At 58.4% G+C, this 23,350-nt stretch carries 20 protein-coding genes and 1 pseudogene; 10 read left to right on the top strand and 11 right to left on the bottom strand.

Annotation, left to right across the window (positions count from 1 at the left end; all coding sequences use genetic code 11):
- Positions 1-91: 91 nt before the first annotated feature.
- Entirely contained in the window at positions 92-496 is a 405-nt protein-coding gene (locus tag CUJ84_RS16595; RefSeq protein ID WP_105008215.1) for a hypothetical protein, read from the bottom strand.
- A gap of 1,038 nt (positions 497-1,534) precedes the next feature.
- Here CUJ84_RS16595 and CUJ84_RS16610 point away from each other — a divergent pair.
- From CUJ84_RS16610 to CUJ84_RS16620, 3 genes are all read left to right on the top strand, one after another.
- Positions 1,535-2,761: a DUF3422 domain-containing protein gene (locus CUJ84_RS16610; protein ID WP_105007012.1), complete on the top strand. Its 1,227-nt coding sequence runs from the start codon at positions 1,535-1,537 to the stop codon at positions 2,759-2,761.
- Between the two features lie 234 nt (positions 2,762-2,995).
- Positions 2,996-4,420 (top strand): adenylate/guanylate cyclase domain-containing protein, encoded by a 1,425-nt coding sequence (locus CUJ84_RS16615; RefSeq protein WP_105007013.1) that lies wholly within the window; start codon positions 2,996-2,998, stop codon positions 4,418-4,420.
- A gap of 85 nt (positions 4,421-4,505) precedes the next feature.
- Entirely contained in the window at positions 4,506-5,399 is an 894-nt protein-coding gene (locus CUJ84_RS16620) for a LysR family transcriptional regulator (RefSeq protein WP_011654937.1), read from the top strand.
- Positions 5,400-5,413: 14 nt separating this feature from the next.
- On the opposite strand, the gene CUJ84_RS16625 is transcribed toward CUJ84_RS16620, so the two are convergent.
- The 7 genes from CUJ84_RS16625 to CUJ84_RS16655 form a co-directional block, all read right to left on the bottom strand.
- Positions 5,414-6,115, bottom strand: coding sequence for a DUF4405 domain-containing protein (locus CUJ84_RS16625; RefSeq protein WP_245457486.1), 702 nt, complete (start codon positions 6,113-6,115; stop codon positions 5,414-5,416).
- A 26-nt stretch (positions 6,116-6,141) separates the two neighbouring features.
- Positions 6,142-6,615 (bottom strand): cytochrome P460 family protein, encoded by a 474-nt coding sequence (locus tag CUJ84_RS16630; protein WP_011654935.1) that lies wholly within the window; start codon positions 6,613-6,615, stop codon positions 6,142-6,144.
- Positions 6,616-7,272: 657 nt separating this feature from the next.
- Positions 7,273-8,265 carry a Bug family tripartite tricarboxylate transporter substrate binding protein gene (locus CUJ84_RS16635; protein WP_105007015.1) on the bottom strand — a complete coding sequence of 331 codons (993 nt, stop codon included), beginning with the start codon at positions 8,263-8,265 and terminating at the stop codon, positions 7,273-7,275.
- Positions 8,266-8,349: 84 nt separating this feature from the next.
- Positions 8,350-9,765, bottom strand: a complete 1,416-nt coding sequence (locus CUJ84_RS16640; RefSeq protein ID WP_105007016.1) for an MmgE/PrpD family protein — start codon at positions 9,763-9,765, stop codon at positions 8,350-8,352.
- A 36-nt stretch (positions 9,766-9,801) separates the two neighbouring features.
- Positions 9,802-10,704 carry an SMP-30/gluconolactonase/LRE family protein gene (locus tag CUJ84_RS16645; RefSeq protein WP_105007017.1) on the bottom strand — a complete coding sequence of 301 codons (903 nt, stop codon included), beginning with the start codon at positions 10,702-10,704 and terminating at the stop codon, positions 9,802-9,804.
- A 32-nt stretch (positions 10,705-10,736) separates the two neighbouring features.
- Positions 10,737-11,492, bottom strand: coding sequence for an SDR family NAD(P)-dependent oxidoreductase (locus CUJ84_RS16650; RefSeq protein ID WP_105007018.1), 756 nt, complete (start codon positions 11,490-11,492; stop codon positions 10,737-10,739).
- 177 nt (positions 11,493-11,669) lie between these two features.
- A complete protein-coding gene (locus tag CUJ84_RS16655) occupies positions 11,670-12,446 on the bottom strand; it encodes an IclR family transcriptional regulator (RefSeq protein WP_041936962.1) in 777 nt (258 codons plus the stop codon).
- Between the two features lie 358 nt (positions 12,447-12,804).
- Between CUJ84_RS16655 and CUJ84_RS16660 the strand changes: the two genes are divergently transcribed.
- From CUJ84_RS16660 to CUJ84_RS16680, 5 genes are all read left to right on the top strand, one after another.
- Positions 12,805-13,785 carry a Bug family tripartite tricarboxylate transporter substrate binding protein gene (locus tag CUJ84_RS16660; protein ID WP_105007019.1) on the top strand — a complete coding sequence of 327 codons (981 nt, stop codon included), beginning with the start codon at positions 12,805-12,807 and terminating at the stop codon, positions 13,783-13,785.
- 141 nt (positions 13,786-13,926) lie between these two features.
- A complete protein-coding gene (locus CUJ84_RS16665) occupies positions 13,927-15,408 on the top strand; it encodes an aldehyde dehydrogenase (protein ID WP_105007020.1) in 1,482 nt (493 codons plus the stop codon).
- A gap of 189 nt (positions 15,409-15,597) precedes the next feature.
- Positions 15,598-16,236 carry an SDR family NAD(P)-dependent oxidoreductase gene (locus tag CUJ84_RS16670; protein ID WP_245457487.1) on the top strand — a complete coding sequence of 213 codons (639 nt, stop codon included), beginning with the start codon at positions 15,598-15,600 and terminating at the stop codon, positions 16,234-16,236.
- A 23-nt stretch (positions 16,237-16,259) separates the two neighbouring features.
- Positions 16,260-16,748 carry a tripartite tricarboxylate transporter TctB family protein gene (locus CUJ84_RS16675; protein WP_105007022.1) on the top strand — a complete coding sequence of 163 codons (489 nt, stop codon included), beginning with the start codon at positions 16,260-16,262 and terminating at the stop codon, positions 16,746-16,748.
- An 11-nt stretch (positions 16,749-16,759) separates the two neighbouring features.
- On the top strand, positions 16,760-18,253 hold the full coding sequence (locus CUJ84_RS16680; protein ID WP_105007023.1) for a tripartite tricarboxylate transporter permease: 1,494 nt from the start codon (positions 16,760-16,762) through the stop codon (positions 18,251-18,253).
- A 58-nt stretch (positions 18,254-18,311) separates the two neighbouring features.
- Here CUJ84_RS16680 and CUJ84_RS16685 read toward each other — a convergent pair whose 3' ends face one another.
- The 3 genes and pseudogenes from CUJ84_RS16685 to CUJ84_RS16695 form a co-directional block, all read right to left on the bottom strand.
- Positions 18,312-19,019, bottom strand: a complete 708-nt coding sequence (locus CUJ84_RS16685) for a dihydrofolate reductase family protein (protein ID WP_105007024.1) — start codon at positions 19,017-19,019, stop codon at positions 18,312-18,314.
- A gap of 77 nt (positions 19,020-19,096) precedes the next feature.
- A pseudogene (locus tag CUJ84_RS38000) lies at positions 19,097-19,219 on the bottom strand (NAD(P)(+) transhydrogenase (Re/Si-specific) subunit beta); the annotation flags it as partial.
- A 46-nt stretch (positions 19,220-19,265) separates the two neighbouring features.
- Positions 19,266-20,291, bottom strand: a complete 1,026-nt coding sequence (locus tag CUJ84_RS16695) for a zinc-dependent alcohol dehydrogenase family protein (RefSeq protein ID WP_105007026.1) — start codon at positions 20,289-20,291, stop codon at positions 19,266-19,268.
- A gap of 471 nt (positions 20,292-20,762) precedes the next feature.
- Between CUJ84_RS16695 and CUJ84_RS16700 the strand changes: the two genes are divergently transcribed.
- Together CUJ84_RS16700 and CUJ84_RS16705 are read left to right on the top strand one after the other, a co-directional pair.
- Positions 20,763-21,785 (top strand): sugar ABC transporter substrate-binding protein, encoded by a 1,023-nt coding sequence (locus CUJ84_RS16700; protein WP_105007027.1) that lies wholly within the window; start codon positions 20,763-20,765, stop codon positions 21,783-21,785.
- Positions 21,786-21,816: 31 nt separating this feature from the next.
- Positions 21,817-23,340 carry a sugar ABC transporter ATP-binding protein gene (locus CUJ84_RS16705; protein ID WP_245457488.1) on the top strand — a complete coding sequence of 508 codons (1,524 nt, stop codon included), beginning with the start codon at positions 21,817-21,819 and terminating at the stop codon, positions 23,338-23,340.
- Positions 23,341-23,350 lie beyond the last annotated feature (10 nt).

Below are 23,350 nucleotides of genomic sequence, written 5' to 3' on the forward strand. Positions count from 1 at the left end.
ATCCGGCGGAGGGCGTAGTCGCATGTCGGCCGAAAACGTCCACCCAACGATGGGCAGCGAGTGCGAGTGACACGAACCTCAGCCGGCAGATTTACCCGACCGTCGAGACAGCGTGCACCTTCATGTCATCTCGAACTTCATAGAATTTGTCCCCATCGATATAGATAGAGTGGCAATTTGGCTTCTCGCCTTTTGCGTTCGAGCAGGCTTTGCCGTCCTTGAAGGTGAGCTTGCTTTTCACGTCCATCATTTTGCCGTCGACGTTAGCCTTACCCGTAATCGTGCCCTTCTTCCAACTCCATACCAGATCGGCGGTCACGGGCTTCTCCAGATCGAAAATCTCGACCTTCACATGCTTGCCATCAGCAAAGGCTTTGAACTCTTCCAGCGTGACCTTTTTGGCACCCGCTGGGAGAGCTGGAAGGTCCACGGCATATGCGTTTATACCTGATAGTAAGAACGCCAGTGCACCAATGCTTGAAAGAATCTTTCTCATGGCGTAGGCCCCCACCCCAAAATTAGGGTGCGCTAAGTTACCGCCCGTGGGTTGGTGCTGCAACCTGGACCACCATCATCATTTTGATGGAGGCGGCGAAGTCGCCGTGTCTGCTTGCGGCTCAAGTGGTCAGGCCCAACACACACACTCGATAAGCTACGAGCAGTTGGACTTCTGGCATTCGGTCCGGCTGGAGCGCTGGTACTCGGCAGTGTAGGTGGCCTGGGAGCGCTGTTTGGCACAGGATGGACCCGGGAGCAGACAACCCGGCTTCTGTCCTCTGAATGGCTTGCAGAGCTTGATGAGGCTACCGAACGTTTTCGATTGGCAATCGGCGCGGCCATCCGATGAAAGATCGATTTGCTGTGTGAAAAGCGTGCCAAGCTCCCTCATGGCAACCACCCCGTTCGCAACTAGATCGACGCAAAATTCTCGGACGAGATCGTTTCACTTGGTGAAGCCTCCTATGATCTCGATTTCGGGATTGGAAAATTGCAGCAACCGACCAAGGCAAGAGCATCCCTTGAGTTGATGAGGCAAGCGACCGTGCACCCTGTCGCGGTCGAGGCCGAAATGACCCACCTGCTTGAGGTCCTGGCTTCCGAGCCTTCAAAGACAAAGGCTGCGGGCAAAAAGGCTACTCAGGTCTGGAACAGTTTAGCTTCCAACATGCCAATCAAACGCAAATGAGTTGCCGGCCCAGGCAATAGCTGCAGGTTATACCCGCGATTTGAGCACTATGTCTGGTCCGTGGGCAATCAACTATACCGATAGACGCCGACCGATTTTCGGGGGCCTGGACGGTTCGCCGCCCTCTCGGACATCGAATTCTACCGTGTCGGCGAAGCGAGGAAAAGTGCCCTCTAAAAATCGCAAAGACCATACCGTCAATCTCGTCGAGCGGTACAAGCCGTTGGGGATCATGGCAGTCCGCGCTGCGACTGAGATCAGACCGCAAGAGCCAACACAACACGACCGCCGAACGTCGGCTGAGCAACAAGTTCCAAACCTGTTGCTGGACAACTATCAAGGAAGCGATTGACGACCACCGTCCATGGGGGCCCGAAGGTGAGTGCTATTAAGAATTTTAATGCTGAACTACACGCCCGTCCCTCAATTTACTTCAGCGGGCCGTCTTTGGTTGAGCACGTTGCCTTGATGCCCGCCTCCACGAAAACGCCGGGAATCGCCGAAATCCAGCTGAAGAGCCCATCTGCTGACGATGGAACACGGGTGCAAGTCGAGCATCACACGGAATTCACGACGGTAACGAAGGTAACGCCGATCAAGTTACCGGTGCGGGAATGGCCACAAGAGACTAATTTCCCGAGGGATTTTGACGTCTCGACTCCGCCGTTTCGATTAATCTGTAGGGTATCTGTTCTAGTCCTCGACGCCCCGCCTGAAGACATTTCTCCCGTCCTCAAACGGTACGGGTTTGGCGACACAGCGGCATCTGCCATCGGCGGCGGTGCGGCGCAGGTCTGCTCGGATTTCCTTGTAGGACCCGGTGATAGCAGCCGCATTCTATTGTTCAACGGCGAACTTAACGCCTATCGCTTGGGTCGAATGGTTCGGCGGATCTGCGAAATCGAGACCTATCGATCGATGTCGCTTTTGGGCTTACCGGAAGCTCGACGCCTCGCGCCGGCGCTGAAGGGCTTCGATGAGACGCTGACCGACCTCACGAACCGTCATCTGAACACTCCAGTGGAGGAGCACAAGAAGCTTCTCGACGAGATTTCTACGTTATCCGCACACGTGATCTCCGCAACCGCGGAGACACGAAATCGCTTCGGAGCGACGGCGGCTTACGCCACCATCGTTGAAGAACGCATAGCTGAGCTGCGCGAATCCCATGTCCCCGGCTTCCAGCGATTTGGCGTCTTCGTTGCGAGAAGGTTCAAGCCGGCTGTTCGTACGTGTTCGGCGACAGCACTGCGGCTGGAACAGCTCTCACACGCAACGATGCACCTTCTCGATTTGCTTCAAACCCGTATCCAGGTTGGAATCGAATACCAGAACACGGTCCAGATACGCGCAATGGCAGAACGCGCCGCCGTCCAACTGAAAATCCAGCGCGCAGTGGAAGGGTTTTCAATCATAGCTATTAGCTACTACTTGCTCAGCTTACTGAAGATGACCGCGGAGACTCTGGATCATGCAGGCTTACACCTTGGGCCCTACACGATGCTGGTTTCCATACCAGTCGTGATCACGGCAGTCGCGCTGGCGGTGTTTCGGGTGAGGCACGCTCTCAGGTAAACCTGACCCCGCGAACAGCGCCGCAAATTCATGAGCCAACCGAATAACAACTAGCGGAAAACCCGCCTAATGCGGGCGCTATGTCGTTCCTATATCCGTGTAGTCACGATCCAAAAAAGGGGCGGACGGTCACCTTGTACCCCGACAAACGTCCACTACCGTATGCCCGCGCTTTTGTATCTGAACCCTGAACTACAGCGACACACGAACGATCATCTAGGAGCCCCCGTTCACATGGCGAGATTTCGCAATACGCTGGCAGCCCTTTTGCGTGCCGGCCCCCTGTGGCGGAATGACGTCAACCTCACTCCTCAGATCAGCGAGCCGACGGCCCAATACATCGAAGACGAACTCAGCCGCGAAGAGCTGCGCGGCCTTACCACCATCTTCTGGGGCAGATCGTCGGTCCTCGCCATCCTTTCTCTGTGGGCTCTAACCCTGCCCTTCGAGCGTTCAGGCGGCTATCTTTCCGCGCTGCTTGCCTTCGGCGTTCTGGGCGCACTACCCCGCCTCCTTGTGAAGCACGGGCTCCGGCGGAAAATCATCCTAGCCCTGTTTGTCCTACTCGATGTCTCGGTCCTGACTTTTCTACTGATCGTGCCTCCACCGTTCTACGTCGACGACTGGACGCCGCAGATCAATCTGCGCCTGCCAAATTTCCTCTACGTCGGCATCTACATTGTCAGCATGGCCCTCAGCTACTCGCCGTGGCTGGTGCTGCTTTCGGGTTTCATGGCAGCAGTGGCATGGAGCATCGGCTTCGCGTGGGTCGCAACACTTCCAACGTCGGTGCTCTCCAGTTCGAGAAAGACCCTGGATACCGGCATGTCGTCAGAGGCCGTTATAGCGAGCTTTCTCGATCGCAATACCGTTAGCCTCACAATTTGGTACAACCAGGTCCTGTCAATTTTTCTGGTGACAGTGATGCTAACCGTGACTGTCTGGCGATCTCGGCAATTGGTTAGAAAGCAGGTAGCGGCCGAGAGGGAGCGCTCCAATTTGGCGAGATACTTCTCACCTAATATCGTTGGCGCACTTTCCAACGATCTTTCCGACCTCGACCAGTCCAACACCCAGCACGCAGCCGTCCTATTTGCAGACATGGTTGGTTTCACGGCGATCTCCGAAAAGTCTTCGCCACATGAGATCATGGTGCTGCTTAGGGCGTTTCACAGCCGTCTTGCCAAAGTGACCTTTCAACATGGAGGCACCGTCGACAAATACATCGGTGACTCGATCATGGTTCACTTCGGCACTCCCGAGCCGAGAGACGACGATCCTGTCCGGGCGTTGGCTTGCGCGGAGGCAATGATCGGCGAGATCGAGAACTGGAACGAGGAACGGACGGCCGAAGGTCTTGAGCCGATCCAGATCGGCATCGGCCTGCACTATGGGGAAGTCGTTGTCGGCAACACCGGTCACACCCGCCGGCTGGAATACACGGTGCTCGGCGACACAGTTAATGTCGCAAGCAGACTTGAGCGTCTTACGAGGGGAACGCCGTCCCATGTGATGGTGAGCAACGACCTCGTGTCGGCGGTCAACTCCCGCGGGGTGGACGCAACAGACGTGATGCCCGGCCTGTACCCTGACACCTCGCGTCGCGTTCGTGGCCGAACTGCTCCCATTGCTGTATGGTGTCGCGCGGCAACAACATGACCATCACGCATGCGTGAAATGTTCAGTGGAGATTTTCAGAAAGAACGGGGTATAATCCTCTTTCCAATATGAGAAGGCTTCATGAATGGCTCGCGAGTCTATAGGTGATTTGAATGCGTTTGCGTTGGTCGCACGGGAGCGAAGTTTTACCCGGGCAGCAGCGAAAGTCGGGGTATCGCAGTCGGCGCTCAGCCATACCATCAGACAACTTGAAGCCAGACTCGGCGTACGCCTGCTGACCCGCACAACTCGAGCCGTTTCGCTCACGGAGGCTGGAGAGCGGCTACTCGACGGCATCGGACCTCATCTGGATGAGATCGACGCCCAGGTTGAGGCCTTGAGTGCTCTTCGTGACAAACCAGCTGGCACCATCCGACTTTCGGCAGCCGACTATGCCATTACTCATGTCCTCTGGCCAAAGCTGAGGAAATTCCTGCCGCAGTATCCCGACATCAAGGTCGAACTGATCCTCGACAACGGCCTGACGGATATTGTGAACGAGCGATACGATGCTGGCGTTCGTATGGGAGAGCATCTCGCGAAAGATATGATCTCCGCGCGGATCGGACCGGATTTCAGCTTGGCGGTTGTTGGTTCGCCCTCCTACTTCAAGGAGCATGGAATTCCGTCGCACCCAAAGGACCTAGTGGGGCACACCTGCATCAACTTCCGGCTTCCAAGCTCGGGCGGTCTGTACGTCTGGGAGTTCGAGGAAAACGGGCAGGAAATCAAGATACGGGTGGATGGGCAGCTCGCATTCAATAACATTTTCAACGCGCTTGAGGCTGCCCTTGACGGCTTCGGTATGGCTTACATCCCGCTGGAGATCGTGCAGCCTCTCGTTAATGAGCGAAAGCTTGAGCACGTCCTTCAAGAGTTTTCACCCCCGTGGGACGGCTACTACCTCTACTATCCAAGCCGTCGCCAATCCTCTCCGGCATTCGCGGCATTGCTCGATGCATTGCGGCATCGAGCTTGACGCCCATCGTCCATCTAAGCTCCCCCGATAGAGGGCGAGTTCCTTAGGCCCGCCCATCTCCAAATTGCCATGAGCGAATGGGTGATAATCGCGGGTACAGTGAAAACCGCGAGCCAGTGTCCGAAGAACGGTGCGACGGAAGCAGTAAAATCCCAGAAATCCAGACTGTAATTGAACGTCAGCTTCGTCCACACACCAAGGGTCTGAAAGCTTGCGAGCCCTTGCAGAAGGAAGACAGCCCCCAGAGCGAGAAATATGGAGCGCAGTACGGGGTTCGTGGATCTGAGACCCAAGAGGTTCAGCAGGCTGGCCCGCAAACGCTCCCAATGGAGCCCCACGTGGATACCGGTAACGATCATGACCCAATAGGCCGAGAACCAATGTATTTCTCTTAGGTAGATGGAACCCGGGATAGGCAGCCAGGCAAAGACCGACTTGGATATGACCACGCTCGTGATCAGCAAAACCGCCATGTTCACAATCAGGCTAATATGCAAGACGACGCGGACCACTCGCCTGGCTTCGTACTTGCCACGCGTCAGGTTCCTGAACCAGGCCCGATTGACGTAGATGTGCCAACAGAGCAAGCCAAAGAGCACGGTGCCGAAGACCTCATGGGGAACGTTATCCAGCCACCAGTAGGCGAGCGAGAAAAGCAACAACGCGAGCATCAGCGACGGCAGCATCACTCGCTGCAAAAGGAAGCTTTTGACCATGGGGATTAAAGCGCCTCTGCGCGTGATCATTTAAACGAAAGCGCGTCTGTGAAGGTGAACATGAACTGGCGATCCTCGCGCGAGCGGTGGCACGAGTAGCACTGCGCTACATTTTCGTCGGCCTTGATGGACTTGTCAGGCCAGAACCATTGGTAAGCCCAGTCCGAAGAGCCTACGCCCATCTTCTGCGCGACGAGGTAGCGGTGCAGCACGTCACTCTGGTAGTCGACCAGAACCATGTGCGTCCCTGCCGCTACTGGCTGACCAGCCTTAATCGCGGCGAGAGCCTCAGGGTTTGTGAGCATGTGTTCACGCGTCACGCCACGCCGCACCGTCGTATAGTGCACAAGCTGGTCCAAAGGGGGAAATGTGACGGCGTTTTCTGCTGCGGTAGCTGGCGTGATTTCATTGATGGCGGGGCCAGAAAAATAGCCTGCCGCGAAAACAACTGAACCGACGGCGACAGCACAGGCCAAGCCCGCAAAGGTCTTACGTGGCATTCAATAAATCCTTTCGTTGTCGGTCCTCCCCACCGAACGAGATCAAGACGTCAATACCGCTTGCTCCGGTGCGATCCGGAGACGGTCACACAACAGATAGCAAAGACAACAGGCCAGGATTAGAGCCCGCAACCGTTTGACGTTATGAGGTTATTTCATCAATCGGCAGATGATTTCGGACAGCTCGGGCGAGATGGAGAGCGAACAATTTACTTTCGCACGCTCATCGAATAAGCCAGCCACCGTCCGCCGTATAGACTGACCCGTGGAAAAAACTCGCCTCACCGCCAGCGCGGAAGAGTGCAACGTTCGCTATCTCGGATGCTTTTGCCATCCTGCCGGCGGGCGCTTGCGGGAATTCGCTGCATGACCGTCAAGTCGGGCTCGGCGTCCAACCCGGCGGCAACGTCACCGCGAACCGCAACGCGATCGCGCGCCCAGTTCCCGACACAGCACCTGTGACCACAGCCCACTTTCCGTGCAGTCGCTGTCGATGATGGACAGACGCTTCAAGCGATCCGACCTCCATATGATTCTCTTCCTGAAATGGCCGTTAGCTGGCAAGCGACGCGGGATGCATGTCGCGTTCGTTCGAAGTCCAAGTGGAATGAAGACAGTTGGCGTGTCCGCGGCATTGCCCGACACGCCATTCGAAGGTCAGCCGTCGAGCTTGATGTTCAACGAACGGATCAGGGGTTGCCAGGTGGCTTTGTCGCTCTCCCATCGACGAGACATGCTTTCGGGATCGCTTGGAGGCATATCGAGGCCCAGCTCAGCGTACCGGGTCTTCACCAACGGATCCTGCAACGCCTTGCGAAGTGCCTCGGACAAAATTGCGACCACGTCGTCTGGCGTGGCCTTAGGTACGATCAGCGAGTGCCACGCCCCTGCGGAGAAGCCCGGCACGCCCTGCTCAGCCATCGTCGGAACATCCGGAACTACCGTGAGACGTTTTTCAGAGAAAACCGCAATCGCCCGGATTTTCCCATCCTTGATCTGAGAATTGGCCGTCGTGTAATCGATTACGATACTGTCAACGATACCGGCCAAGACGTCGTTCAGCGCGGGGGCCATGCCCTTATACGCAACGTGTTTGAGATGCACGTTGGCGTCGCGGGCAAGACGCTCCATCGCAAGGTGCAGCGGCGTCCCGATACCGGGGCTGGCGTAGAGAAGCGGCTCCGGCGCGCCCTTTGCCTTTTCCAGGTATTCCGCGGCCGTTTTGATCGGCGAGCTGCTGGGAACGCAAAGCAACAGGTTGATGCCGGCGTACATGCCCACTGGCCTGAAGTCGCGGTCCGGGTCGTACTGGATTTTGGGATAGACCACCGGATTGATGATCAGCGTCCCATTATCGGCGCTTCCCACGGTATAGCCGTCCGCGGGAGAGCTGGCCAATGCCGCCGCCCCAACGGAGCTGCCCGCACCTGGGCGATTGTCGACGACGATCGGCTTCCCCAGCGCTTCTGACATCGGATGTCCAACCAGGCGAGCGACGGTGTCCGTAGCGCCACCCGGTGGAAAGCCGACGATCCACTTGACCGGTTTGTCTGGATAAGCGGCCCATGCTGGGCCCGACACAGCAAGGGTTGCGGCCGTTGCTGCTCCGGTCATCAAGAACCGGCGTCGTGTAATTTCAAAGCTTGGCATGCTACTCTCCTCCCATTGAGATACATGGCTGTTTCGACATCCGGGGACGTGTCCGCCGCCCCCGGGAGAAACCCGAGTCGCGGGCTATGCGGACTTTCGGTGTGCGACATCGATGTTGGAAACGGCAGCCGCGACGATCTCCCGGACGTCACGGATGCTTTCGAGCGCCTTCAGCGAGTTACAAAGCTCGACAATCCTGTCGGCCGACAGTGGTGAGACCGCGGCACGCGCGCAGGAACCAAACTTGTGGAAGAGTTCGTCCCAAGTCATCGGCAATTCGACCGAGCCCGGCACTCTCGACCCGAGACGCGAGATGCTGGTGCCATCTGCGAGCAGGACTTCGATTTTTCCGTCAGGCAGTTTCGATGTCCAGTTATAGCTGCTGTCGGGGACTGGCACGACCTTGCGGGCCAAGGCGAGGACCGCACGATCTTTCAGCGCCTCGCTCGTGAAGTCCCCGACCTCCATCTGCCCCTTTGCCAGTGCGAGGGCGACGAGGAACGGCAGGCTGAACTTCGCATCGACAAGCGTGTTTGGAACCTGTCGCTCGGCCAGAGGCGAGCACATCCTCTGCTGGAAGTCGCCGACAAAGACTTTCACCTCGGCTACCTGATCCAGCGTGACGTCGTTTTCCTTCATCAACTCGATCGCCGCGTGGATGTAGGTGTGGGCATTTCCAACGGCCGGCCAATACTTGTAGGTCATCCCCCCACTGAGGAATTCCTTACCGAGGTTGGCGACCATCTTGTCGCGATCGTACTCTCCCTTGAAATAGACCTTGAAGACCCCCGCCTCGCCTTCGAAGAGGTTGCGGATGCCGGTCATCCCGCGTGCGGCAAGCCTGACGGCGTTGACGCTGGCCTGCGAGCTGAACCCGGCGTACATGCCCCTGAGGTCACTCCCGAGGCCGAAAATCTGCTCCATCGTGCCGCTGGACTGCAGGCTGGCGATCCCGAGCGCGTTGGCGAGCTGTATCGGGTCGAGCTTGAAGATCGAGCCGCCTGCCGCCGTCGCCGAGAAGCAGCCGACGACCGTCGAGAGGTTCCAGTCCATATGCCAGCCGACATTGCAGCGAAGGCGAATAAAAATCTCCTGGCCGATGGCGACTGCGGTAATCAGCTCTTCCCCGGTCACATCCTCGCGCAGTTCCGCCAATGCGAGCACCGTCGGAATGATCGAGCTGTCGGCGTGCGCTCCCCATGGCGTCTGACTGTCAAAGTCGAGGCCGTGCGCGAGCGCGCCATTGGCGAAAGCCGCAGCGCCCGCCGGAACGCGGTCGCCGTATCCCAGAATGGTCGCCTCGCCCTTGCCGCCGCTCTCCTGCACCAGTTCGACAATGGGTCTGACCGCAGGTTCCATGCCACTCGCAGCAAGCATGACCCCGATCGTATCCAGGACACTTTTCTTCGCGGCTTCGACCGCCGTCGGCGGCAGATCGGCGAACCTGGTGTTTGCCGCGAATTCGGCAAGATCCTGTGAAAGGTCGGCAGTGATGGTCATTTCAAAGTCATCCTCGTTTTTATTTCAAATTGCCGGTCAGCCGGCGAACCGGGTCTCAGGAAGTCCTTTGACCCCGAGACCATGAATGGCGAACAGGCCCCCGGCACCGTGTTCCTTAGGCGGGATGCCGCGCATCGGGCGTCCCATGCTGGTGAAATAAAGAATGTCCAGGTCGGGGCCGCCGAACATGATGCTCGTCACGTTGCGCACCGGCACGTCGACTACCCGGTCGATGATCCCATCCGGCCTGTATCGGACGATCCGGCCCCCAAGGACCTTCGCGTTCCAAATGAAGCCGTCGGTGTCGACGGTCGCGCCGTCTACCGTGCTTCCGTAGCCCGCGTCGGATACAAAGAGACGCTTGTCGCTGACGTCACCCGTTTCAAGATCGTAGTTGTACGCCCAGATGGCCTTGTGCTCGGAGTCACCGCAGTAGAACGTCCGGCTGTCCGGGCTCCAGCACGGTGCATTGAAGCAGATGAACCCCGTGTCTACCTGAGTTACGCGAAGGTCGGGGTCCAAGCGGTACAGCGACCCGTTCCTTGAGGGGTTTCTGGGGATGGTCACATCAAGCGGATGGAAGTCGTAGCCCATGCACCCCGCGAAAAACCTGCCTCGTCGATCGACCTTGCCGTCGTTGAACCTGTAGTCGGGTTGGTCGGCCAGCGGATTTCCAACGTACTCGATCCGCTGGGAATTGAACTCGTAGAGGGCGAACCCGCTTGCCAGCGCCAGCACAGCGCCTCCGTTTTCACGGAGGGCCATGGAACCGATGTACGTCGGCACATAGAAAGTGCGAACGTCGCTTCCGTCTTCACGGCAGGACCATATCTCCCCTGCCGTGCTGTCCACCCAGTACAAGCACTGTTCGCGGACGTCCCAAACCGGGCCTTCGCCGAGATTGTTTTTGCAGTCCACTAAAAGTCGAATATCGGCCAACGCATCCTCCCTCGTTGGTCAGCACCAACAGATCAAAGGCAAGCGGTCTGGCCTCCGTCGACCGCGACAATCGCGCCGGTCATGAAGCTTGCATCCTTGGTCAGAAGGAAGAGGATGACAGCCGCAATTTCCTCGGGCTCTCCCATTCTGCCGATCGGATGCTTGGCATTGACCCGCTCCACGGCAGCCGGGTCCTGCAGCATGTATTCGGTGAACGGTGTTTTAGTCATGCCCGGCGCTACCGCGTTCACGCGAATGCCAAGCGGCCCGAGTTCAGGCGACATCGATTTCGTGATGCCGGACACCGCGAACTTGGAGGCCACGTAAGGTAGCCTGTTCGCAACGCCCATTACACCCGCGCCAGAGGAGATGTTCACGATCGCGCGGTCGCCGGTATCGTCTTTCACCGCTTGCACGAAGGCTTGGCAGAGGTTGATCGTGCCCTCGAGGTTAACCGCCATGACGCGACCGAAGCTCTCCGGTTCGACATCCACGATGCTGCCGACGCCCTTGATGCCAGCACAATTGACCAGGCCGTGTAGCGCCCCGTGGCGTTTGCGCACATCCGCAACTGTCTCGATGGACGCAGAATGGTCGCAGACATCCAGTGCGATGCCTTCCACTCTCGTCCGGTCGCCGATCTCCTGGACAACCTTCGAGACGCCCTCCTCCGTGACATCAACGGCAATTACGGTCGCGCCTTCGGCGTGCAACCGCTTAACGGCAGCCGCACCAATGCCGCTGCCTGCTCCCGTCACCAAGACAACTTTGCCCTCAAATCTCTGCATGCCTGCTCCTCCATGGCGGCCAACCCCTGTCGGGGAAAGCTCGTATAATTTTGTATATGAAATAGGCTTTCATATGTTGAAGATGCCGTCAACATTTTATTTGCGCAATAGAGTTTCAGATACAAAAGGGGCCCGGCGATTTGCCGAGCCCTCCAAAAGTGCCTTGTTCGAGGAAGACTACCGGTCGACGGCTGCTCCCGCGCCCATCCTTTTCGAGAGGTCCCGACAGGTCTCAACGAGCGCGTTACGCGCCTCGGGCACAGGCACGTGCGATGCGCTGTTTAGCCGGTGTATGAATGGCGTGGTAATCGCGGCGACAGCCTTGCCGGTGTAGTCGAAAATAGGTGCGGATAAGTTCGTCACACCGGCGAGCGTAAGTGACGGGCCCTCGCAATAACCCACATCGCGCACCCCGGGAAGATCGGCCAGAAACCTGTCCCGGCGCTCTCCGGCTTCCGTTCCGGCCAAAGTGAGCAGGTGCTCCAAAGCCGCGTCATCCATGAACGCAGCCAGCACGCGGCCTGATGCCGAATCGAAAATCGGGATTTGCGCTCCGAGCCGAACGGAGTTCAGGTTGTTGTCGGGGCAGTCCACCTGGGCGACGACCAACAGCCGCCCACCCTGCAGGATACACAGGTGGATGGATTGGTTGATCCGATTTGCCAGCTTCTGCATCGCGTCGCCTGCAATCGCGGTCAGCCGGCGGATCGGAGGATGGCGGTGGGCAACTTCGAACAGCTTTGTTGTCAGCTGGTAGCGGTCATCTCCGCTAAGCTCGACGTAGCCCCGCTGGCTGAGCACCACAAGCATGCGGAAGATTTCGGACGTCGTTCGGCCGAGCATCTTTCCGATCTCGACCTGGGTAAGCCCATCGCTGGCGGATGCCAGTAGCTCCAAAATGTCGAGGCCTTTCGTGAGCGCCGGCGCGCGATATTTCTCGTCTTCGGCGGACATGTCGGTCACTGTCACTTCATCCTCGATCAGCTGCGCGTTTCAACCACATTCCATCAGATAGCGATTTCATCGGCTCACGATAAGCGTCTAAATGGCAAGCGCGCCACCCCAAAAATACACCATCCCGTAGGACCGCAAAGCTTAGACGTGGCGGGGGATTCGACACGGGCACCCCGGCCCCACCATATAACACGCGCTTATAACCTTTGGCGTTAGATCGGGTTTTCGCCTTTACAGAGTCGGCTCGACGGGTTCGATTAAGCGCGTCGCAGGCCACTATCGGCAGTTTGCGCTGGAGCCCGACGGGAGGTCGGGCGGTGCTGATCGCGGCATGGATGTTTACCAGGGGGAGAATTCCATGATTACGAGACGAAACGTTTTGCTCGGTACGACTGCAGCTATTTCAGCAGGACTGTTGACGCGGGTATCGGATGCCCGCGCGGCCGAGTGGCCGGTACGACCTATCACCATCAACATCGGGAACGCGCCTGGCGGGGATGATGACACGCTCAGCCGCTTCCTGGCGCAGACAGCGAGCGAGGAACTCGGACAGCCTGTTGTGATCGAAAATCGTGCAGGCGGCTCAACTACTGTGGCAGGAAATGCCGTCGCCGGAGCCAAGCCAGACGGATACAATATCCTCTGCCTGATCACTGCCGGACTGGTTCAGACCGTCCTTAGAGATAACCTCCAGTATGGCCTCGATGACTTTGTACCGATCGTCGAAATCGGCGGTTACCCACTGGCGCTCATCGTCTCCGCCAAGGCAGGAATCACGAGCATCGACGAGTTGATGGCTGTGGCCAAGTCACCGGATGGCGTGACTTTTGCCAGCGGCGGCGTCGGCACGATGGGACACCTGACAGCCACGATGTTCCTCAAGGAGGCCGGGGGCAAAGGTGTCCACGTCTCCTACAAGAACAATCCCGAGGGCATTCAGGCTCTCGCAGGCGGCTTCACCCAGATGATCTTCGCGTCGGCTCGAGAGGCCGCGTTGCTCAAGGATGATCCCAACGTACGGGTCTTGGCGGTCACTTCCCCTGCCCGAACAACCAACTTGCCGAACGTCCCAACGACGGCGGAGATCGGCTATCCGCAGGTCAACTCGCGCGTCTGGTACAGCTATGCCGCCCCAAAGGGGGTTCCCGACGAAGTGGTGACGAAGTTCTCCGCTGCGATCGTGAAGGGCGTCAAAGACCCCAAGTTCCAGGAGCGCTTCACGCCGCTGTCTTTCCAGACCGACATCAAGACCGGCGACGAACTCACGGCTTTCCTGAAGGCTGAGCAGGACAAATTTCGCAAGGTCATTACGGAAAACAACATTCGACTGAACAACTGAGCTGGCGGCAATGGCCGCCAGCAAATGAACGGCCGACGGGTGCGGACCGCTGTGCAATCGCCGATGGGACCCGTTTTCGCTGCGGGCTCCCGTCGGCGAAACGTAATTCGCTGCCCAGCAAGACGAATTCAAGGAGTGAAGATGCGCAGCTACCAACTTTTCATTGACGGGCAGTTCACCGACGGAGAACGCGGAGAGCATATCGAAACTCTCGACCCCTATCACGGCAAGCCGTGGGCGGAATTGGCTCGAGCGACGCGGGGAGACGTGGACCGCGCGGTAAAGGCGGCCCGCGAAGCCCTCGACAACGGCCCCTGGTCAAAGCTGACAGCGACTGCACGCGGCAGGATCATGCGGAAAATCGGCGATCTCATCACGCGTGATGCCGATCGGATTGCCGAGATCGAAGCTCGGGACAACGGCAAACTGCTCGCCGAAGTCCGTGGCCAGCTTAACGGCGTGGCCGAGTGCTGGTACTACTACGCTGGTCTCGCCGACAAGATCGAAGGCGCATGGATACCTGTCGAGAAGCCAGACACCATGGCGTTCACGATGCGCGAACCCATCGGCGTGGTAGCCGCCCTAACCGCCTGGAATTCACCGATCTGGTTTGCCACCGTAAAATGCGCGCCTGCCCTGGCGGCCGGCTGCACCGTCGTCGTGAAGCCGTCCGAATTCGCCTCGGCCAGCACGCTGGAGCTTGCAGCGATCATCAAGGAAGCCGGGATGCCAGACGGAGCGTTCAACGTTGTCACGGGCTATGGACATGATGCAGGCGCGGCACTTGTCGAACATCCCGATGTCGCGATGATAACCTTCACGGGCTCCGATTTGACCGGAGCAAAAATCTACGAGACCGCTGCCAAGCAGATGAAGCGAGTCGCGCTTGAGCTGGGCGGCAAGTCACCCAACATCGTATTCGAAGACGCCGATCTCGACCTGGCTGCGGCGGGCGTCGTGTCCGGCATCTTCGGTGCAGCCGGACAAATGTGCACCGCCGGCTCCCGCCTATTGGTCCAGAACTCGATCAAGGACGTTTTCACGACCAAACTCGTGGATCTCGCTCGGTACATCAGGATGGGCGATCCGATGGACCCGAACACCAACGTCGGTCCGATTTCGACACCTCCGCAGTTTCAAAAAGTCCTGGATTACATAGAGATCGCCCGCAAAGACGGCGCGCGATGCATCCTCGGCGGCAACAGAGCCACCGGTGCGGGCCTGAGTGCTGGCCAGTTCGTGGAGCCGACCATCTTCTCCGACGTCACCAACGACATGAGGATCGCACAGGAGGAGGTCTTCGGCCCGGTCCTGTCCATCATCGAGTTCGATACCGAAGAAGATGCCACAAGGATCGGCAACGACATCGCCTATGGCCTCGTCGCTGGTGTGTGGACGCAGAACATCGGCCGCGCGATGCGCATGACGAAGGCCCTCAAGGTAGGAACCGTCTGGGTGAACACCTACCGTGCCTACAGCTTCATGATGCCGTTTGGCGGGACCAAGAAATCCGGCCTTGGGCGAGAGAGCGGGATCGAGGCGATCAACGAATATCTCGAGACCAAGAGCGTCTTCCTGTCCACGGCGACCGAAGGCCCAACCAATCCCTTCATCATGCGGTGATGGTCCCTTTCCACGCGCGAAGCGCAGACTGCACCAAGCGAACTTAATACAAGAAAGTAAACCGCAATGAGCGCATCACCCCTTTCAACCTCGGCACATACCACAGGCCAATCCGTAAGACTGGCCGGCCGAAGGATTATTGTCACGGGAGCTGCCTCGGGTATCGGCCGCACGACAGCCGGCCTGTTTGTGGCGGAAGGCGCGAAAGTCACTCTCTTCGACCGAAACACCGACGCGGTTCAAAAGGTCGCCGAGGAGATTGCTGCCGGCTTCTGCAGCGTCGATATCACTAATGAACCTGACGTTGCACGGGCCGTCGAAAAGGCCGCGTCCGAGATGGATGGCATCGATGGACTGATCAACGCGGCAGGTATCATGTCCAAGGGGCTTGCTACCGAGGTGCCGGCCGACGATTGGCGTCGGATCATCGAAGTCAATCTGACCGGCACATACATCGTCGCGCGCTGCTGCATTCCGTTCCTGCAGTTGCACGAGCACTCCACGATCGTGAACATCGCCTCGGCTCAGGGACTTCTGCCGAACGCACCCGGCCACACGGCCTACGCGGCATCCAAGGGCGGCGTGGTAAACCTGACCCGCGCGCTTGCTGCGGAACTCGCGCCGAAGATTAGGGTCAACAGCATCGCACCCGGTATGGTGGACACGCCAATGGCGGATGGCTACCGCGCCAATGTGGGCATCTACGCGCTCAAGCGGTTGGCCGACCCAGAAGAAATTGCGCGAGCGCTTCTGTTCCTTACGTCATCGGAATCCTCCTACGTCACGGGCGCAGCGCTAGCGGTCGATGGCGGCCGTTCCTTCCACTGAAAACAAAACCGGGGAACACTCAAATGCAAAACGATCAACCAGCTCCGTCTCCACGCCGTCCGCTGGGAGCGAAAGATGTGACGGCCGGGGTGTTCCTGGTCGCCGTCGCTCTAGCCGGGCTCTACTATAATCAGGACTACGAAATCGGTTCGGCCGCCCAAATGGGGCCTGGCTACATGCCGATGCTTGTCTTCGGTTTGCTGGGCCTGCTCGGCGCAGCGGTGGCCATTCTCGGCATCAAAGGCGAGCACGATCCCCTGGAGAGTTGGGCGTGGAGGGAGATGGTCCTGATCCTTGGCGCGATGGCGGCATTCGGCGTCCTGATCGAGCGTGTCGGGATGGCCGTCTCGGTCGCGGTCGTCGTCGTGATCAGTGGCCTCGCTGACAGGGAGCAGACCATCCGGGGGATCGCCGGCCTGACTGTGGCGCTCGTTGCGATCTGTTGGGCAGTATTCACTCTCGGACTTGGCTTGAACGTGTCGTTCCTGCCTCCCGCCCTCACCCAGTTCTGAGCGAGAAAGCCATGATCGAGAACCTCGCCCTCGGCCTTTCGGTCGCGATGACTTTTCACAATCTCGGCTTCGCCTTCATCGGCTGCATGATCGGAACGGCAATCGGGGTCCTTCCCGGTATCGGTCCGCTCGCGACCATCGCCCTTCTTCTCCCGCTGACCTTTGCGTTGGACCCAATTACAGCGCTGATCATGCTTTCCGGCATCTACTACGGCGCTCAGTACGGTGGGTCCACGTCGGCGATCCTCTTGAACCTGCCCGGCGAAGTCACGGCTGTCGTAACGACACTGGAGGGTCACAAGATGGCGAAACGGGGCCGAGCCGGCGCGGCCTTGGCCACAGCGGCGATAGGATCGTTTTTCGCTGGAACTGTGGCAACGCTGGTAGTCGCCGCTTCCGGCCCCCTACTGACGAACCTCGCGCTCTCTTTTGGCCCGGCAGAGTATTTCTCACTGATCCTCCTTGGCCTGATCATCGCAACGGTGCTCGCCCAAGGTAGCATCTTCAAGTCGATCGCCATGCTCGTGCTCGGGGTGGCGCTCGGCCTCGTCGGCACAGACGTCCAGAGCGGCCAGGTCCGGTTTTCGTTCGGCTTCTTCGAACTTTTCGAGGGCATCGACTTCGTAGCCGTGGCAATGGGGATATTCGGTGTCGCCGAAATCATCCGCAATCTTGAACACCCGGAAAACCGGAGCGGGACGGTCGCCAAGGTGGGAAGCTTGATGCTGACCAAGGAAGAGTTCAAGCGGGCAACGCCGTCGGTGATCCGCGGCACCATCGTGGGATCAATTCTTGGCATCCTCCCCGGTGGCGGATTGGCACTGTCAACCTTCGCCTCATACATGCTCGAGAGGAAGGTCTCGAAATACGGCCACGAGTTCGGCACCGGAGCAATCGAGGGTGTCGCCGGCCCTGAAAGCGCGAACAACGCTGCTTCGCAGACCTCGTTCATTCCGATGCTCACCCTCGGCATCCCGGCAAATGCAGTTATGGCTCTCATGATCGGCGGCCTGATGATCCACGGTATTCAGCCTGGCCCTGGCGTGATCCAGGCCCAGCCCGCTTTGTTCTGGGGTCTGATTGTCAGCATGTGGATCGGGAACCTGATGTTGCTTGTGATCAATCTGCCATTGATCGGGATGTGGGTGTCGCTCCTGAGGCTTCCGTACAAGTACCTGTATCCGGCGATCCTCGTGTTCTGCGCCATCGGCGTCTACTCGGTAAACTATTCGCCGTTCAATGTGTTCGAGACGGTCCTGTTCGGCTTCCTGGGATACGTGTTCTTCAAGCTCGCGCTCGAGCCAGCACCTCTGCTGATCGGCTTCGTGTTGGGACCGATGCTGGAAGAGTATCTGAGGCGGGCCATGGTCGTATCCCGCGGCAGCGCTTGGGTCTTCGTAGAGCGTCCTGTCAGCGCCGTGCTCCTCGCGATCGCGGCCCTCGCTCTCGGCGCAATGCTTCTTCCTTCGATCCGCCGGAAGAAGGACCAAGCGCTCGAAGAGTAGCAACACTTACCCTCGATCAATCACAAGCACGGAACTCGTCGGGATATCCAGCGCAAAACTACGAATTTGATGGCTTGCTTGCTGCATAGCGAAGGTTGACCATCCCGTGACCGAGCTGCTGGCATTCAATCAAGGAGAGTTCCACCTTGCCAGCTAGGCCATCGGTGCCGAACTCCACCACGCTGTCGGTGCCGGACCGTGCTTCCAAGGCCGGCGCAACGATGAAGTTGAGTTCATCCACCAATCCACTGGCCAGTAATGCACCGTTGGTCGCCGCGCCGCCTTCAAGCACGATCCGTTCGATACCAAGCTCCCGATTCACGACAGCCAGCAATTCCCCGACGTCAAAATCGGCAGTCTCGGCGACGACGTACGAGACGCCGTCTGCCGCCAACTCAGCAAGATAGCTGTCAGGAACATCGTGTCCGAGTAGCGCAATGATGTGATCGCCGAAGAGGTCCGGTCCTCTGTAGTGAACAGCGCCCGATCGGTCGATCGCGATCCCAAAGCTCTTCGCCTCGCGGTTTGCGAAATGGGTAGGCCTGGCCACCTTTTGCGAACCTTCAGGTGCGTGGGGAGCACCTTTCGCCATCTCCGCCATGGTCACGCGACCCACCATCCATGCTTGGCACCGAAGTTCCTCGCGCACCTTGTCGCAGATTTTCGAAAAGTCGGAACGGTCTCCGTCCGGTGACTTGGTCCATCGACTTGGATGAAGGCTTCCATCCGGTGACGTCAGCATCAAACATGCGATAAAAGGTTTCACGAGCGATACCTGCTTCTTCGATTTCGATCGGACAGATTTGGAGTTCAGCGTCTGCCAGCCTCAGATGGCGCAATATCCTACGCCACCAAGAGAATAAGTCCGTCAATCGACTTCTTGTCGTCACCATAGAACACCCGGGTATTCTCCCTAAAAAATAGGGGGTTTTCGATCCCGGAGTATGCCGTCCCCTGCCCGCGTTTCTTGCAAGATCGCGACGTAGGCGCGAAGCTGGCCGTGACAGCGCCCTTAATCGAACACGAACACGCCCTTGCCGATTTTCCGCTGCTCGAAGAGAGCGTAGGCCTCGACGGCCTGATCAAGCTGGAACTCGTGTGTAAAGAGCGCGTCCACGTCTATACCGCGTTCGGCGACGAAGCCCGCGCACTCATCCTGAAGGTTCTTGTTGAAGGTGAGCGAGCCCACGAGGTTTTTCTGATTGGTGATGAGTTCGTCGCACTCAAACTGCATCGAGCCATGGACCCCTACCAGGCAGGTAGTTCCCCACCGCCTGATAGCCTGAAGGGCCTGCTGGCGCGCCACCAAGTTGGAACTACATTCGATCGCTTTGTCTGCCCCCAGGCCACCTTTCGTGAGGTCGCGTATAGCCTTCACGGGATCGTCTTTCATCGGGTTTATGACAAAGTCCGCCCCGAAGTCTTTGGCCATTTGGAGGCGTTCTTCACCAACGTCGAGGGCGATGACGCGCGCACCGAAGGCCCTGGCGAAGACGGTGCAGCTTAGGCCCACCGGCCCCTGTCCGAAGATCGCGATCGTCTCATCCGCGAGCAAATTGACCCTTTTCAAAGCGGCGTAAGCCGTGCCGCTACCACATCCAACGGCTGCTCCCGCGTTGAACGAAAGCTGCTCCGGAAGCTTGATGATCGTGTGAGCCGGCACCTTCATGAAAGGAGCGTGCGCCCCATGGCCATTCCCGCCGAACGCGATCCGGGTGTTGTCGCAGTTCTGCATCCAACCGGTGCGGCAGTTCGGGCACGTGCGGCATCCGTCATAATGGTATACCATGACCCGATCACCAACCCGCGCTTCCCATGGACGAACCGCGGACCCAACCTCTTCGACAATACCGCAGGGCTCATGCCCTTCGATGACGATTTGATCCTCGCGCCTCTTGGGCTCGTTGAGGTGGTTCAGGTCGCTACCGCACATTCCGGACGCCTTGATCCTTACGATAACCTCATCAGGACCGGGAACTGGATCGGGATAGTCCCGAAACTCCATCTTCCCCTCGCCTAGAAACACGAGACCCTTCATAGTCTTTCCTCCACCTCGCTGGCTCGGGCCTGGCCCGGCCATTTACCCGCTGCGCCCTTGGAACGCAGTTGCTGCTCGCAAATCTCGCGCATCAGCACAACAACGATAAGGGGCGAATGCGGCTCAGGCCGCGTGGCTTATAGCTCGGGATTATAACCCGTCATAGCGTTGAGACTGCAGTCTAGCCTCTATAAGCGAAGCGCTAAGCCAATGCTTTAGGCCCTATCCGGCGCGATCTGCCGTTATAACCTTACGTTATACCACCTTGGTCGCCCCACTGTTTTGAGCAGTTCTAGCGTGTTACCCAATTTAATCAGGAGGCACGAGACGCTGGCCATTCGGGAGCATAGGCCGCGCTCGCAAAGCCTAACAGATTACTTGGCGATACTAGCTGTTTGGCCAGGTGGAAATACCGGAGACCGATGCCGGAGACCCACGTCTTCAGACGCTGGGATCGGAGGAGCAACATGCATGAGGGAGGTTTCCATGCACGCTACGCAGAATAGATACCGCACACACTCCAAGGCCGTATCAGGCTCGATTTTCCGGTCGTCAGCTTTGACGCTGACAGCCCTGCTCTTCGCCGGTTCCGCAATGGCGAAAGACCTGACCTTCGGCTACGTTCCGGCGAGCCTCGAATATCCCTACAACGTCATGACGGCCAAGGGCTTCGAGGAGGCCGCCAAAGAAAAGGGCGTTAAAACAGTCGTCATTGACCCGCGCGGCAGCGTGGAAAAGCAGGGGAACTCCCTCGACGATCTGCTTTCTCAGAAGGTCGATGCAATTGGTTTCCTCCCGCTCGACTCCGTCGTCGCGGAAGGGTTTGTTGACAAGGTCAGCGACGCAAAGGTGCCAATCGTAGCTATCGCCTTACAGGTCGGCGATTCAGCGAAGCGTCAACTGAAAGACCCCTACCCAGGCCTATCGGCCCTGGTTGCAACGGACAACTATCAGTCCGGAGTTGTTGCTGGCGAGATGGCAGCTGGTGTGTTGCCAAAGGACAAGACAGCTAAAATTGGCATCGTCATGGGTGATCCGGCCTACACGATCGTCAAGCTCGATACCGACGGTTTCAAAGCCGCACTGGACAAGGCTGGGGCGAAATACACCATCGTTGCCGAGCAGCCGACGAACTGGACACCCGATGAAGGCGAAGCCGTTTGCCAGAACTTCCTGACGGCTCATCCCGACATCGACTTGATTTACAGCCATGCCGACGACATGGCGATCGGATGTGCACGCGCAATCGATGCATCAGCCTCGAAGCCGAAACTAATCGCGACTGGCGGTGGATCTAAACTCGGCCACGACGCAATCCTTGCCGGGGAAATGTATGGCTCGGTCTGCACGAGACCTCAACTTCTCGGCAAGCTGATGTTTGACGCCCTCTACGAGGCTGCGACAAAGCCGGAAACTCCCAAAGGTCGCTTCGTGACTTACGACATGCCTCCGATCACCAAGGAAACCATCGACTCCTGCCCTGAGCAGTGGTGAGATCTTTCGATTGATGAATGGGAGGTGTCCTTTGCAACACGAAAACCCGATCATGCAATTACGTGGTGTTGTTAAGGGATTTCCCAATGGCACACTCGCCCTGCGCGGTGTCGATCTCGACATCGAGCAGGGCAAAGTCCACGGCCTGCTTGGCGCGAACGGCGCTGGCAAATCCACGCTGATCAAAATCCTGTCCGGCGCGTATTGGGCCACGCTGGGCGACATAATCTGGCGAGGTGAGCCAGTGAAATGGGATAGCCCCAAGGCAGCCAACGACATGGGGGTTGCCACCGTTCACCAACACATTCCCTTGGTCCCGACACTCTCCGTTATCGAGAATATCTTCCTCGGCAACCGCGGTCTCTGGCGTCTCTCCACGGGCATCCGCCGGGAATACGAGACCCTGTGCGAACGCATTGGCTATCGTCTCGATCCCGATGCGCTGGTGGGTGATCTCTCCATCGGCGAGCGCCAAATGGTGTCCATCATGACAGCTGTGGGGACCGGAGCCGATCTGATCGTCATGGATGAGCCTACGGCCTCCTTGGCAGCGGACGAGCGTGAGCTGGTTTACGCCACCGTACGGCGGCTCTCGAAGGGGGAAAACAAAGCGATCTTGTTCGTCAGCCACTTCTTGGATGAAGTGATGGCGCTGACTGACCAAGTTACCGTCTTGCGAGACGGAACGGCCGTCCTCCGTGCCAACACTGCGGACCTGGACGAAGACCGTATTGCCGAAGCCATTGTCGGAAAGCAGATTGTCGCCCTCGAGCGACAAGCGCAGGAACGGACACCAACCACTGGAACGGCGCGTCTGCAGTTGCAGAACCTGGCCTCCAAGGGTCGCTTTGGCCCTATTTCGCTGGATGTCGCTCGTGGAGAGGTCTTAGGCGTTGCCGGGCTTCTGGGCTCTGGCCGGAGCGAATTCCTTCACGCGATCTATGGCTCCGACCGAAACGCTACCGGGACAGTGCTGCTCGACGGATTGGCGGTTGCGCGCAACACCGGAGCGGCCGTAAAGGCGGGGATGGGTATGGTCCCGGAAGACCGAATGGCTCAGGGCTTAGTCCCGGAGTTCGAGATTTGGCGAAACACCACGTTGCCAGCACTGGGCGGCGTCTCTGTTCTGAATTCAATGCCAGTCGAGGAACGCGAGCGCGAACGCGGTTGGGAAGCGATCCGCACTCTATCGATCAAGGCAAGTTCGCCCGACATCCTTGTGAAGGACCTCAGCGGTGGTAACGCCCAGAAGGTTACCATCGCCAAGTGGCTCTATAGCAACGTGAAGCTATTCCTGCTTGACGAGCCCACGGCCGGCATCGACATCGGAGCAAAGACTGACATCCTGCGTCTTGTACGCAAACTGGCCAGCGAAGGTCAGTCAGTCATCATAGTCTCTTCCGAATTCGAAGAGCTGCTCGCGGTCTCGGATCGCATCATCGTTCTGCGGGACGGTCATTGCGTAGCGGTTCGCAGTGCCCATGAAACATCCGAACACGAATTGCTTCTGCTTGCCGGCGGGCAGGCTGCTTCCCTTGAAGCGGCCGTCCACTAACCGGCATCGT

The sequence above is a fragment of the Rhizobium leguminosarum genome (genome assembly GCF_002953715.1).
Lineage (GTDB): Bacteria > Pseudomonadota > Alphaproteobacteria > Rhizobiales > Rhizobiaceae > Rhizobium > Rhizobium leguminosarum_V.

Coding starts and splice junctions, on each gene's coding strand:
- CUJ84_RS16595 (WP_105008215.1), bottom strand. CDS start 496: ATGAGAAAGATTCTTTCAAGCATTGGTGCACTGGCGTTCTTACTATCA.
- CUJ84_RS16640 (WP_105007016.1), bottom strand. CDS start 9,765: ATGACCATCACTGCCGACCTTTCACAGGATCTTGCCGAATTCGCGGCA.
- CUJ84_RS16620 (WP_011654937.1), top strand. CDS start 4,506: ATGGCTCGCGAGTCTATAGGTGATTTGAATGCGTTTGCGTTGGTCGCA.
- CUJ84_RS16695 (WP_105007026.1), bottom strand. CDS start 20,291: ATGAAGGGTCTCGTGTTTCTAGGCGAGGGGAAGATGGAGTTTCGGGAC.
- CUJ84_RS16700 (WP_105007027.1), top strand. CDS start 20,763: ATGAGGGAGGTTTCCATGCACGCTACGCAGAATAGATACCGCACACAC.
- CUJ84_RS16615 (WP_105007013.1), top strand. CDS start 2,996: ATGGCGAGATTTCGCAATACGCTGGCAGCCCTTTTGCGTGCCGGCCCC.
- CUJ84_RS16655 (WP_041936962.1), bottom strand. CDS start 12,446: ATGTCCGCCGAAGACGAGAAATATCGCGCGCCGGCGCTCACGAAAGGC.
- CUJ84_RS16635 (WP_105007015.1), bottom strand. CDS start 8,265: ATGCCAAGCTTTGAAATTACACGACGCCGGTTCTTGATGACCGGAGCA.
- CUJ84_RS16665 (WP_105007020.1), top strand. CDS start 13,927: ATGCGCAGCTACCAACTTTTCATTGACGGGCAGTTCACCGACGGAGAA.
- CUJ84_RS16625 (WP_245457486.1), bottom strand. CDS start 6,115: ATGGTCAAAAGCTTCCTTTTGCAGCGAGTGATGCTGCCGTCGCTGATG.
- CUJ84_RS16650 (WP_105007018.1), bottom strand. CDS start 11,492: ATGCAGAGATTTGAGGGCAAAGTTGTCTTGGTGACGGGAGCAGGCAGC.
- CUJ84_RS16680 (WP_105007023.1), top strand. CDS start 16,760: ATGATCGAGAACCTCGCCCTCGGCCTTTCGGTCGCGATGACTTTTCAC.
- CUJ84_RS16660 (WP_105007019.1), top strand. CDS start 12,805: ATGATTACGAGACGAAACGTTTTGCTCGGTACGACTGCAGCTATTTCA.
- CUJ84_RS16630 (WP_011654935.1), bottom strand. CDS start 6,615: ATGCCACGTAAGACCTTTGCGGGCTTGGCCTGTGCTGTCGCCGTCGGT.
- CUJ84_RS16675 (WP_105007022.1), top strand. CDS start 16,260: ATGCAAAACGATCAACCAGCTCCGTCTCCACGCCGTCCGCTGGGAGCG.